The organism is Halorubrum gandharaense (assembly GCF_054654575.1).
In genome coordinates this window covers 415,103-427,533 of record NZ_BAAIET010000001.1, presented here as the reverse complement: position 1 = coordinate 427,533, position 12,431 = coordinate 415,103, and the positions used below count along the sequence as shown (strand labels likewise).

At 68.7% G+C, this 12,431-nt stretch carries 8 protein-coding genes; 6 read left to right on the top strand and 2 right to left on the bottom strand.

What is annotated here, in order from left to right; genetic code table 11:
* The first annotated feature begins 222 nt into the window (after positions 1 to 222).
* The 6 genes from katG (at position 223) to ACYQ07_RS02050 (ending at position 8,442) form a co-directional block, all read left to right on the top strand.
* Positions 223 to 2,367: a catalase/peroxidase HPI gene (katG, locus tag ACYQ07_RS02075; protein WP_459876694.1), complete on the top strand. Its 2,145-nt coding sequence runs from the start codon at positions 223 to 225 to the stop codon at positions 2,365 to 2,367.
* Between the two features lie 319 nt (positions 2,368 to 2,686).
* Positions 2,687 to 4,645, top strand: a complete 1,959-nt coding sequence (gene dnaK / locus ACYQ07_RS02070; protein ID WP_459876691.1) for a molecular chaperone DnaK — start codon at positions 2,687 to 2,689, stop codon at positions 4,643 to 4,645.
* Between the two features lie 65 nt (positions 4,646 to 4,710).
* Positions 4,711 to 5,859, top strand: a complete 1,149-nt coding sequence (dnaJ, locus tag ACYQ07_RS02065; RefSeq protein ID WP_459876689.1) for a molecular chaperone DnaJ — start codon at positions 4,711 to 4,713, stop codon at positions 5,857 to 5,859.
* Between the two features lie 159 nt (positions 5,860 to 6,018).
* A complete protein-coding gene (locus ACYQ07_RS02060) occupies positions 6,019 to 6,339 on the top strand; it encodes a cupin domain-containing protein (RefSeq protein ID WP_459876686.1) in 321 nt (106 codons plus the stop codon).
* A gap of 60 nt (positions 6,340 to 6,399) precedes the next feature.
* Positions 6,400 to 7,164 (top strand): acyl-CoA synthetase family protein, encoded by a 765-nt coding sequence (locus ACYQ07_RS02055; protein WP_459876683.1) that lies wholly within the window; start codon positions 6,400 to 6,402, stop codon positions 7,162 to 7,164.
* Between the two features lie 3 nt (positions 7,165 to 7,167).
* A complete protein-coding gene (locus ACYQ07_RS02050) occupies positions 7,168 to 8,442 on the top strand; it encodes an MFS transporter (RefSeq protein WP_459876680.1) in 1,275 nt (424 codons plus the stop codon).
* Between the two features lie 776 nt (positions 8,443 to 9,218).
* On the opposite strand, the gene ACYQ07_RS02045 is transcribed toward ACYQ07_RS02050, so the two are convergent.
* On the bottom strand, positions 9,219 to 11,237 hold the full coding sequence (locus ACYQ07_RS02045) for an AMP-binding protein (RefSeq protein WP_459876677.1): 2,019 nt from the start codon (positions 11,235 to 11,237) through the stop codon (positions 9,219 to 9,221).
* 132 nt (positions 11,238 to 11,369) lie between these two features.
* On the bottom strand, positions 11,370 to 12,398 hold the full coding sequence (locus ACYQ07_RS02040) for a beta propeller repeat protein (RefSeq protein WP_459876673.1): 1,029 nt from the start codon (positions 12,396 to 12,398) through the stop codon (positions 11,370 to 11,372).
* Positions 12,399 to 12,431: the final 33 nt, after the last annotated feature.

Below are 12,431 nucleotides of genomic sequence, written 5' to 3'. Positions count from 1 at the left end.
ATCGGATGACCGCCGCGTCTCGGACGCCAGCGAACCCGGTTCCGATCGTCCGCGTCGATGACCACGGGATCCACGTCAGCGGGGTGGCCCCGCCGTACTGACGGTCGCAGCCGTCCCGGGAAGAAGTCGAGTTTCACGACCACGACAGATTTCTTGGGATGCCGCGAGAGTTCCTTCCTCAAGTAGGCAATTTTAATATCCGAACGACACAATCGTTCGATGATGCCTGGTTCCGACTACGAGTTCTGGCCCGACGAACTCAACCTGGAAGCCCTGGACTATAACGCCCGCCCTGACGACCCGATGGGCGAGGAGTTTGATTACGCGGCGGCGTTCCAAACGCTCGACCTCGACGAGGTGAAGGCTGACATCGAGGACGTGATGACGGACTCGAAGGAGTGGTGGCCCGCCGACTACGGCCACTACGGTCCGCTGTTCATCCGGATGGCGTGGCACGCCGCCGGCACCTACCGCACGGTCGACGGTCGCGGCGGCGCCTCCGAGGGCGCCCAGCGGCTGGCGCCGACCAACAGCTGGCCCGACAACGCCAACCTCGACAAGGCGCGACGCCTGCTGTGGCCCGTCAAGGAGAAGTACGGCAACAAGCTCTCGTGGGGCGACCTGTTCGTGCTCACCGGCAACGTCGCGCTCGAGTCGATGGGGTTCGAGACGTACGGGTTCGGCGGCGGTCGCGTGGACGGCTACACGCGTGACAAGGCGATCGACTGGGGTCCCGAGACGGAGATGGAGTCGTGGGACCGCTTCGACGAGGACGACCAGCTGTTCGAGCCGCTCGGCGCCAGCGTGATGGGGCTCATCTACGTCAACCCCGAAGGCCCCGAGGGTGAGCCGGACCCCGAGTGGTCGGCCGACCGCATCCGACAGACGTTCAGCCGGATGGCGATGGACGAGGAGGAGACCGCCGCGCTCATCGCCGGCGGCCACACGTTCGGGAAGGCGCACGGCGCCGACTCCGGCGACAACCTCGGCAAGCCGCCGGCGGAGGCCCCGATCGACGCGCAGGACCTCGGCTGGGAGAACGAGTTCGGCGAGGGGAAGGGCCCCGACGCGATCACCAGCGGCATCGAGGGGCCCTGGACGCAGACGCCGACGATGTGGGACACCTCCTTCCTCGACAACCTGCTGGAGTACGAGTGGGAGCCCGAGAAAGGGCCCGGCGGCGCCTGGCAGTGGACGCCGGTCGACGAGGAGATCCAGGAGTCCGTGCCGGACGCCCACGACCCGAGCGAGCGCGTCGACCCCATGATGCTCACCACGGACGTCGCGCTCAAGCGAGACGACGAGTTCCGGGCGATCATCGAGAACTTCCAGGAGAACCCCGACGAGTTCCAGGAGGCGTTCGCGCGTGCCTGGTACAAGCTGATCCACCGCGACATGGGCCCCAAGGAGCGACTCCTCGGCCCCGAGGTTCCCGAGGAGGAGCTGGAGTGGCAGGACCCGGTCCCGGACGCCGACTACGAGTTCGTCGGCGACGCGGAGGTCGCCGAGCTCAAGTCGGAGCTGCTCGACTCGGAGCTCTCCCGCGCCCAGCTCGTGAAGACCGCGTGGGCGTCCGCGTCCACGTACCGCGACAGCGACAAGCGCGGCGGCGCCAACGGCGCCCGCATCCGACTGCGCCCGCACCGCGAGTGGGAGGCGAACGAGCCGGAGGAGCTCGCCGCGATCCTCGACACGCTGGAGGAGATCCAGGCCGAGTTCAACGACTCGCGTGACGACGACGTGCAGATCTCGCTTGCCGACCTCATCGTGCTCGGCGGCGCGGCCGCCATCGAGGAGGCGGCGGCGGACGCCGGCTACGACGTGACCGTGCCGTTCGAGCCCGGTCGCACCGACGCCAGTCAGGAGCAGACCGACGTGGAGTCGTTCGAGGTGCTGGAGCCGAAGGCGGACGGCTTCCGCAACTACCTCGGCGACCCCGCAAACGACGACATGCTCCCCGAGGAGCGGCTCGTCGACAAGTCCGAGCTGCTGAGCCTGACGGTCGACGAGATGACGGTGCTCGTCGGCGGGATGCGCGCGCTCGGCGCCACCTACGAGGACACCGACCGCGGCGTCTTCACGGACGAGCCCGGCGCGCTCACCAACGACTTCTTCAGCAACCTGCTGACGATGGACCACGAGTGGGAGCCGGTCTCGGACGACGAGCTCGTCTTCGAGGGAGTCGACCGCGACACCGGCGAGGTCGAGTACGAGGCGACCCGCTTCGACCTGCTGTTCGGCTCGAACTCGCGGCTCCGCGCCGTCTCCGAAGTGTACGGCGCCGACGAGAGCGAGGAGAAGTTCGTCGAGGACTTCGTCGACGCCTGGACGAAGGTCATGCGGCTCGACCGCTTCGACCTGGAGTAGCTGGCGAGCAACCGCGACCGTATCGCCGACTTCGTTTTTTGACGGACCGTTTCAATGACCTGCAGTCTTTCGACCGCGAACACGGACCCCCCCCTGACGGTCGCCGTGCCCGTGGTCGGTGGGGAAGCGGACTGAGCCGGTCGCCGGCGCAATCCGCAAGACGCCGGCTCCCGACTGAGATAGCGGATCGGTATAAATACTCCGACCGACACCCCTTTCAGGATCGAGAAAATCGCATGACTGCGGCCCGATAAGCAGATGGCATGTGACGGCCTATCTAGTAACCTTTAACCGACACAAGCCGGTACGTTTGGGTAAGATGGCGAGCAACAAGATCCTCGGTATCGACCTCGGTACCACCAACTCCGCGTTCGCGGTGATGGAGGGCGACGAGCCCGAGATCATCGCCAATGCCGAAGGCGACCGGACGACGCCCTCCGTCGTCGCGTTCTCCGACGACGGCGAGCGCCTCGTTGGCAAGCCGGCGAAGAACCAGGCCGTCCAGAACCCCGACCGCACGATCCAGTCGATCAAGCGGCACATGGGTGAGGACGGCTACACGGTGGAGGTCGACGACGAGGAGTACACGCCCGAGCAGATCTCGGCGATGATCCTCCAGAAGATCAAACGCGACGCCGAGGAGTACCTCGGCGACGACGTGGAGAAGGCGGTCATCACGGTCCCCGCCTACTTCAACGACAAACAGCGACAGGCGACGAAGGACGCCGGCGAGATCGCCGGCTTCGAGGTCGAGCGCATCGTCAACGAGCCGACGGCGGCCTCCATGGCGTACGGGCTCGACGACGAGTCGAACCAGACGGTGCTCGTCTACGACCTCGGTGGCGGCACGTTCGACGTGAGCGTGCTCGACCTGGGCGGCGGCGTCTACGAGGTCGTCGCCACGAACGGGGACAACGACCTCGGCGGCGACGACTGGGACGAGGCGCTCATCGACCACCTGGCCGAGGAGTTCGAGAACAACCACGGCATCGACCTCCGTGAGGACCGGCAGGCGCTCCAGCGGCTGAAGGACGCCGCCGAGGAGGCGAAGATCGAGCTCTCCAACAAGAAGGAGACCACGGTCAACCTCCCGTTTATTACGGCGACCGACTCCGGTCCGGTCCACCTCGAACAGTCGATCACGCGAGCGACCTTCGAAAAGCTCACCAAGGACCTTATCGAGCGGACGGTCGAGCCGACCGAGCAGGCGCTCGACGACGCCGACTACGCGAAATCCGACATCGACGAGGTCATCCTCGTCGGCGGCTCCACGCGGATGCCGCAGGTTCAGGAGAAGGTCGAGGATCTCGTCGGTCAGGAGCCGAAGAAGAACGTCAACCCGGACGAGGCGGTCGCGCTCGGCGCGGCCGTGCAGGGCGGCGTGCTCTCCGGCGACGTCGACGACATCGTGCTGCTCGACGTGACCCCGCTCTCGCTCGGTATCGAGGTGAAGGGTGGGCTGTTCGAGCGGCTCATCGACAAGAACACCACGATTCCGACGGAGGAGTCGAAGGTGTTCACGACGGCGGCGGACAACCAGACGTCCGTCAACGTTCGCGTCTTCCAGGGTGAACGCGAGATTGCCGAGGAGAACGAGCTGCTCGGCGCGTTCCAGCTCACCGGCATCCCGCCGGCGCCCGCGGGCACCCCGCAGATCGAGGTGTCGTTCAACATCGACGAGAACGGCATCGTCAACGTCGAGGCCGAGGACCAGGGCTCGGGCAACGCCGAGTCGATCACCATCGAGGGTGGCGTCGGCCTCTCCGACGAGGAGATCGAGGAGATGCAGGAGGAGGCCGAACAGCACAAAGAGGAGGACGAGGCACGCCGCGAGCGGATCGAGGCCCGAAACGAGGCCGAGACGGCGATCCAGCGCGCCGAGACCCTCCTTGAGGAGAACGAGGAGAACGTTGACGACGACCTCGTTGCCGACATCGAGTCGGCCATCGAGGACGTCGAGGAGACGCTTGAGGACGAGGATGCCGAAACCGAGGAGCTGGAGTCCGTCACCGAGGCGCTCACGGAGCAGCTGCAGGAGATCGGCAAGCAGATGTACCAGGAGCAGGCCGCACAGGCCGGTCCCGGCGGTGCCGGCGGCGCAGGCCCCGGTGGTGCAGGTCCCGGTGGCATGGGCGGTATGGGCGGCGCCGGCGGTCCCGGTGCAGGCGCCACGGGCGCGGACGGCGACGACGAGGAGTACGTCGACGCCGACTTCGAGGACGTCGAGGACGGCGGCGACGGCGGCGACGGCGGCGACGGCGAAAGCGACGAGAAGTAACCCGTCGACGCCGACCACTTTTTAAAGAATCGACCGACAAACGACGATACAACAGCACGTAACGCATGAGCGAAGACTTCTACGATGTCCTTGGGGTTTCGCGGGACGCCGACGAGGACGAAATACAGCAGGCGTACCGCAAGAAGGCCGCCAAATACCACCCCGACGTCAGCGACGAGCCCGACGCCGAGGAGAAGTTCAAGAAGATCCAGAAGGCGAAGTCGGTGTTGACCGACGAGCAGAAGCGCCAGCAGTACGACCAGCTGGGTCACGACCGCTTCACCGAGGCGGACAAGCGCGGCGGCACCGGCGGGGGTGGACCCGGCGGCGCGGGCGGCCCCTTCGGGGGCGCCGGGGGCGCCGGCGGCTTCGAGGACATCTTCAACCAGTTCTTCGGCGGCGGTGGCGGCGGTCGGGGCGGGGGCAACCGGCCACAGAAGGGCCGCGACCTCCGAACGGCTCTCAGCGTCGACCTCTCGGAGGCGTACGAGGGGACGACCAAGGAGGTGACGCTTACCCGGCCGACGACCTGTGAGGAGTGTGACGGCGCGGGGCACCCGCCGGACGCCGACGTGAACACCTGCCGGCAGTGTAACGGGCAGGGACAGGTTCGCCAGGTCCAGCAGACGCCGCTCGGACGGGTCCAGCAGACGTCGACGTGTCCGCGGTGTGAGGGCACCGGCGAGACGTACAGCGAGGACTGTGCGTCCTGTGGCGGCGACGGCACCGTTCGCGAGGAGGCGACGCTCTCCGTGGAGGTTCCCGCCGGCATCCGGTCGGGACAGAGCCTCCGGATGGGGGGCGAGGGCGCACCCGGCGAGAACGGCGGCCCCAACGGCGACCTCCTCATCGAGGTCGACGTGGACGTCGGCGACCGGTTCGAGCGCGACGGCGACGACCTCCACGTGAACGAGGCCGTCTCCTTCCCGCAGGCGGTCTTCGGGGACACCATCGAGGTCGACACGCTCGACGGCACCGTCGAGATGGACGTGCCCGCCGGCACCCAAAGTGGCGAGACGTTCCGGCTGAAAGACAAGGGGATGCCGCGGCTCCAGCGGCGCGGGCACGGTGACCTCTACGTGCAGGTGGCCGTTGTGGTCCCCGAGAAGCTCAACGACGAACAGCGGGAGGCGCTGGAGGCGTTCGCGGAGGCCGGCGGCGAGGAGATCGACGTGGGCGGCGGCTTCTTCGAGAAGCTGAAGAGCTCGTTTTAGTGCTTTCCGGGTCTGCTACCGGCACAGCGAGGTATTCTCCCGCGTCCCGAATTAGCAGCGCGTCCGTGGCATCGGTGATTCAGCGACCACCGGCGCTCCCGTCGCACCGACGGGTTCGCCGCCACCGGATTTAGGAGGCCGGCGGTCCACCGTTCCCGTATGGGTTACGACGAGGTCACCTACACCGACGTAGAGCCGCGCGCGCCGGGCATGCACTTCCTCCGTGACGCGCTCGACTGCGAGAACGCCGGCGTCACCGTGATCGAGGCGGACGCCGGCTGGGACGGCCTCGAACACGACCACTCCGAGGACGGCCAGGAGGAGGTGTACCTCCTGATCGACGGCGAGGCGACGCTCACCGTCGAGGACGACACGCTGTCGCTGTCGGCGGGCGACGCCGTGCGCGTCGACGCCGAGGACTCCCGCGAACTCTCCTTCGAGGCGGACGACTCGCTGCTGGTCGCCGTCGGCGCGCCCTGACGCGGTCCGGGACTCACCGACTCCGGACTTTTTAAGCCGCGTTCGCCCGGAGTGGCGGACATGGACGTGCTGGGCGACCTGCTCGCGCGCGATCGGCGGACGCGCGACATCGCCGTCGAGACTGCCGACGGTCGCGAGCGGAGCTACCACCAGCTGATCACGAACGCCTACAAGGCCGCGAACGTCTGCCGGCATCTGGGGGTGCGCGCGGGCGCGACCGTCGCCGTGGTGCCGGTTCCCGGCTTACATCCCCTTCTCGCCTTTTTAGGGGCGGCCGGACTCGGCGCCCATGTGCGCTTCGATCCCGCTACGGGCATCGAGGCGGGCGACCGACTGGTGGTCGCACCGGTTGCCGACGAGCCCGCGCTCTCCCCGCCGCCGGGCACCAATCTCGCGGTTTTTGGGGGACCGCCCGAACAGGCGGAGACGACCCACTGGGAACAGGAACTGTGGAGCGAGAACCCCGGGATGCCGCCGGCGGGCACCACACCGGACGACCCGGCGCTCGTGGGAGCGGACGGGACCGAACACGCACACGGCGCGGTTCTCGACGCCGCCGGGAATGTTGCGGCGGAGTACGATATCGGCCCCGAGAGCCGGGTCGTCCTCCGAACGACGTTCGCCGATCCGCGGGCGGTCGTCGCGGGCGTTGTCGCCCCGCTTTCGGTCGGCGGCGCCAGCGTGCTCGCGGGGGCAGCGCCTCCCAACCCCGACGACGAGAGGCGCGGCGACCTCGCGGTGGTCGACGACCGCGGCGAGCAGGGGGGAACCCCGGCCAGCGTTCCGGAACCCCAACGGCTACGGCCGTCGGAGGTCCCACTGTAGGCGATGGTGCTTCGTCGCGCGCTGGCCAACCGCATCTACTACGGGTGGGTGGTCGCGTTCGCCTGCCTGCTGGCGTCGATGGCGGTGTTCGGGACGACGTACGCCTTCGGCGTGTTCTACGACGCGTTCATCGACGAGTTCGCGGTGAGCCGCACGGCCGTCGCGACGGCGTTCGGCCTCCAGACCGCGCTCATCTACCTCGGCGGCGTGGCCGCGGGCCGGCTCGTCGACCGGATCGGCGGACGCCGCGTGGCGGCTCTCTCGGCGGTGCTGCTCGCGGGCGGGTTGGCGTGGTCGGCGGCGGCGCGCTCGTTTCCCGAACTGCTCGTCGCGTTCGGCGTGGTGGCGGCACTCGGCATGGCGGGGCTGTACGTCGTGGGCTACGCCACCGTACCGCTCTGGTTCGAGCGACGACGCGGGACCGCCGCCGGGTTCGCCTCCGCCGGCCTCGGCGTCGGGCTCGTCGTGGTCCCGCCGGGCGCCGACCTCCTGATCGACGCGATGGGGTGGCGCACGGCGATGCTCGCGGTCGCCGGTGGCGTCGGATTGCTCGCGGGGGTGGTGGCCCTGTTGTTCGCCGACGACCCGAGCGACGTGGGCGCCGACACGTCGGTGGAGTTCGGGGAACGCGAGGAGAGCGGGGAGAGCGAGGCGGATGGCGACTCGCAGCCCGACGACGGCGAGCCCGCGACGACCGCTCCCGAACGCTCGCCGCGCGAGATCGTGCGGTCGCTGCCGTTCGTGCTGGTGTTTCTGGGGTGGACGTTGGCGTTCGCGCCGATGTACGCCTTGATGAGCCACATCGTCGTCCACGCCGCGGAGTCCGGGATCGGGCGCTCGACGGGCGTGCTGGTCATCACCGTCGTCGGGATCACGACCACGGCGTCCCGACTCGGCATTGGCGCGCTCTCGGACAGACTCGGCCGCACCCGGACGTTCGTCGTCTCCGCGGTCGCGATGGGCGCCGCCGTCGCCGGCATCCCCGCCGTACCCGGGGGCACCGCGCTGCTCGCGCTCGCCGTCGTCTTCGGCGTGGGATACGGGGGGTCCGGCGGCCTCCTTGGCCCGCAGGTCGCGGACCTGTTCGGCGACGCCCACCTCAACACCCTCTTTGCCGTGATGTCCGTCTCCTTCGCGGTCAGCGGGCTCCTCTCGCCGCCCCTTGCGGGCTACGTCTTCGAGACCGCCGGCAGCTACGACCTTGCGTTCCTCGGACTCGGCCTGTCGGGCGTCGCCGGCGCCGGCTGCGTGGCGCTCGCCGGCCGACTGGTGGAGTGACGGGTGACGGCTTATAAGTGGAGAGGGCCGGTGAGAACTCCTTATACGGCGATTTACACAGATTGCGGTTGCGGTGGCGTCGCCGGCGCCCCGCGCCGGCGGGCCGCGGCGGCGAAGCCGACGCGAGGCGCCCGGCGAGCGCCCAGCGGGCGCTCGTCGGCGCGCGAGGGAGGCAGCAGGCGCCGGCGGAGCGGTTTCCCGCCGGCGCCTGTCTGCCGAGGCTGGGGAGGCGTGAGGTACGGTCGCTGTGCGCTGCGGGGTGGACTCAAAGGGGCAGCCGTTCCCGCCGCAGGCGGGAAACAGCGAGTCGGTCCCTCGGACCGTCTCGCCCGTGGTCCGGGACGACGGGCGACGCAAGCACTCAAAAAGCCGGGCGGTGTGGAGAGGCCTTTTGAGCGCGTGGTTCGAGAGAGCGCAGCTCTCTCGTCATCACGAAAATCTCCGATTTTCGGACGACAGCGAGCGTCCCGCGAGCCTGCGAGCGGGACGACGGAAGTCGCAGCCCGCGAGCAATGCGAGAGCGACCGGAGGGAGCTCTCGATAGCGAACGGCGAAGCCGTGAGCAGCGAGCCGGATCGTCTTCCGGAACCCTCGACCGGAGCCGGCTGGGGCTTTGGCGGTCGTGTTCTCCGTGGTCGCCGTCGCACTCACACCACTAACCACTTATAAGGAGCCGACAGGGACTTTGCAGGCGTTCGCCGGCTGCTCACGACGCCAACCCCTTAAAAAGGAGCGCCGGAGACACCACCGCAACGCCCCACTCCACTACACTCCTTTTAAGAGGCGTTCTTCAGCTTCTCCAGCGCCTCGGGGTTCTCCATCGAGGAGAGGTCGCCGGGGTCCTCGCCCTGATACACCGCCTCCAGCGCCCGCCGGATGATCTTCCCGGACTGGGTCTTCGGGAACTCCTCGACGAACAGCAGCTCTCGGGGGCGGAACGGCTTGCCGTGTTCCTCGCCGACGAGCGCACGGAGCTCCTCGCGGAGCTCGTCGCTCGGCTCGACGCCGGGCTCCAACACGACGTAGGCGACGACGGCGGTCCCCGTCGTGTCGTCCGGGACGCCGATGACGGCCGCCTGGTTGACGGCGTCGTGGTCGATGAGGACGCCCTCGATCTCGGCCGGGCCGACCTTCCGGCCGGCGACATTTAAGGCGTCGTCCGCGCGGCCGTGGAGGAACCAGAAGCCGTCGTCGTCCTTCTGGGCGAAGTCGCCGTGGTCCCACAGGTCCTCGAAGGTGGACCAGTACTCGTTCAGGTAGCGTTCGTCGCCCGACCAGAGGCTCTTGGTCATCGACGGGCAGGAGTCGCGCGCGACGAGGAAGCCGCGCTCGCCGGCCTCCTTCACGGAGTCCCCTGCCTCGTCGACGATGTCGATGTCCATCCCGAGCCCAGGGCCGCCGAGGGTGCAGGGTTTGAGCGGCTCCGAGGGCATCGGCATCAGGAAACAGCCACAGATCTCCGTGCCGCCGGAGATGTTGATGATGGGACACTCGCCGGCGCCGACGTGCTCGTAGAACCACAGCCAGGATTTGGGATCCCACGGCTCACCCGTCGACCCCAGGATCCGGAGACTGGAGAGGTCGTGCCCCTCCAGCCACTCGTCGCCGTGCTTGCGGAGCGCGCGGATCGCCGTCGGCGAGATGCCGAAGACGGTGAGGTTGTGGCGGTCGATCATCTCCCAGAAGCGGTCGGGCTCCGGGTGGTCGGGCGCGCCCTCGTACATGAAGACGGTGCCGCCGAAGGTGTGGTTCCCGATGAGCGTCCACGGCCCCATCATCCAGCCGATGTCGGACACCCAGAAGAACCGGTCGTGGGGCTTCTGGTCGAAGCCGAAGTGGATCTCCTTGGCACACTGCACCTGCACGCCGGCGTGGGTGTGGACGATCCCCTTCGGCTTCCCGGTCGTCCCGGAGGAGTAGAGCAGCATCGACTCCTGGTCGGCCGGCACGCGCTTCGTCCGATAGTCGGGCGACTGCGTGCCGACGGCCGAGGCGTACGTCGTGTCGCGCTCGGCGTCCCACGGAACCGCCTCGCCGGGGTCGGGATCCGAATCGGGCGTCGCCCCGAGCCGGTCGTAGACGACGACCTCCTCGACGTGGCCCGCCTCGGCGATCGCGTCGTCGGCGTCGCTTTTCAGTCGGATCTCGCCGCCGCGGCGGTAGAAGCCGTCACCCGTGAACAGCACCGAGCACTCCGCGTCGTCGATGCGCGTTGCTGTCGCCTCGGTGCCGAATCCGGAGAAGATGGGGACGGCGATCGCCCCGACCTTCAGACAGCCGTAGAGGATCGGGACGACCTCGGGCACCATCGGGAGGTAGAGCCCGACGGTGTCGCCCGTCTCCACTCCCGCGGACTCCAGATAGTTGGCGACGCGGTTGCTCTCGCGGGCGAGCTCGTGGTAGGTGAGCTCGCGCACGTCGCCGGGTTCGCCCTCCCACACCAGCGCCACCCGATTGCGGTTCGGCGAGTCGACGGCGGCGTGGCGGTCGACCACGTTGTGCGCGATGTTGAGCTCGCCGCCCGGATACCAGTCGGTGAACTGGGGGCCCTCGCTGTCGTTGCGCACGGTGTCGTAGTCGGTGTAGAAGTCGATGTCGAGGTAGTCGACGACCTCGTCCCAGAACCAGTCGACGCCCGATTCCGGCTCGTCAGGCAGCTCGGTCGTCGTGCGCTCGATCAGCGACTCGTAGTCGTCGATCCCGTACGTCTCCATGAACTGCCGGACGTTCGTCGACTCGACGAACGCCTGGCTCGGCTCGTGGACGACCTCGTCGATCCCCTCGTGTGCGTCCATTTCGCCCGGGGATTTTGGCGGAGACCGTAAGTAACTTTCTCGAACGATCGTGGGAGAGTGGTGGCGGTCGCTCGCCGGTCATCCGCGCGGGACGCCGCGCACCCTCACCCACCGCCCTCGCAGGCTCCGCCGTCAGTCCCGCTCGATCACGGTCCCGCTGTCCCCGACGGCGAGCTCGGCGTCCGCGCCGATTCCCAACACTCCACCGTCACCGGTCGCCACCGCGTAGAGGTCCTCGTCGGTCGGCGAATCGCCCTCGTGCCACGTTCCGTCGTAGGCGAACACGGTGCCGCCCGAGCCGACGGCGTACCCCTCGTCGGCGGCATCCACGTCCCGGAGTTCGACATCGCCGAGGTCGTCGACCGTCCAGCTGTCGCCGTCGTACCGCCCCGCGAAGCCGCGCTCGCCGACGACCCACGCGTCGTCGGGCGCGTTCGAGGAGACGCCGTAGAAGGCGTCGTCCTCGTCCTCGATCCCGATCGTCTCGAACGTTCCCTCGTGCACCGCGAAGGCCGTCTGGTCGGTGTCGACGGCGTGACCGTCGGTGCCCTCGTGGAAGTCGACCGCCGGGAGCGTCGACCCCGAGCCGGGCGTCGTCGACGACCACGTCTCGCCGCCGTCCTCGCTGCGGTGGGCGACGCCGGCGTCGTCGACGAGCAGCACCGTCTCCGCGCCGGCGTCACCCGCCACCGCGACCGCGTTGACGTTGCCAGTGTAGTCCTCGAACTCGGAGTAGTTCTCGCCAGCCCCGGAGCCGTCGTAGGCGCCGACCGCTCCCGAGGCGCCGGCCACCCACACGCGCTCGCCGTCGTCGCTGACGCCGGCCGCGAACAGGTCGTTGCCGTCGCCCGAAGGGCCTTCCTCGGTCACGGTCCGCCACTCGCCGCCCTCACGGCGGAGCACGACGCCCTCCTCGCCGGCGGCGACTGCGCCCGCCTCGGCGTGTACCACGTCGTGAAGCTGCTCGGTCGTCGGCGTCTCCGCCTCGTGCCAGTCGCCGCCGAACGACAGCGCGTCGGTCGAGCTGGCCGTGACACCTGCCGCGAGCACGCCGCCGCCGAGAACCGCGCCGGTTCCCGCCAGCGCCTGCCGTCGTGTGATCCGATCGGATACCATCTCGTCGGACGGGACGATGGTGTCGGTGAAAGAAGTTTCCGCCACCTGTTTGGCAGAGAATAAAAGAATACTGAAACG

Excerpts from the sequence above, each read along its gene's own strand:
- katG (WP_459876694.1), top strand. The coding sequence starts at position 223 with ATGCCTGGTTCCGACTACGAGTTCTGGCCCGACGAACTCAACCTGGAA.
- ACYQ07_RS02055 (WP_459876683.1), top strand. The coding sequence starts at position 6,400 with ATGGACGTGCTGGGCGACCTGCTCGCGCGCGATCGGCGGACGCGCGAC.
- ACYQ07_RS02045 (WP_459876677.1), bottom strand. The coding sequence starts at position 11,237 with ATGGACGCACACGAGGGGATCGACGAGGTCGTCCACGAGCCGAGCCAG.
- dnaK (WP_459876691.1), top strand. The coding sequence starts at position 2,687 with ATGGCGAGCAACAAGATCCTCGGTATCGACCTCGGTACCACCAACTCC.
- ACYQ07_RS02060 (WP_459876686.1), top strand. The coding sequence starts at position 6,019 with ATGGGTTACGACGAGGTCACCTACACCGACGTAGAGCCGCGCGCGCCG.
- dnaJ (WP_459876689.1), top strand. The coding sequence starts at position 4,711 with ATGAGCGAAGACTTCTACGATGTCCTTGGGGTTTCGCGGGACGCCGAC.
- ACYQ07_RS02050 (WP_459876680.1), top strand. The coding sequence starts at position 7,168 with ATGGTGCTTCGTCGCGCGCTGGCCAACCGCATCTACTACGGGTGGGTG.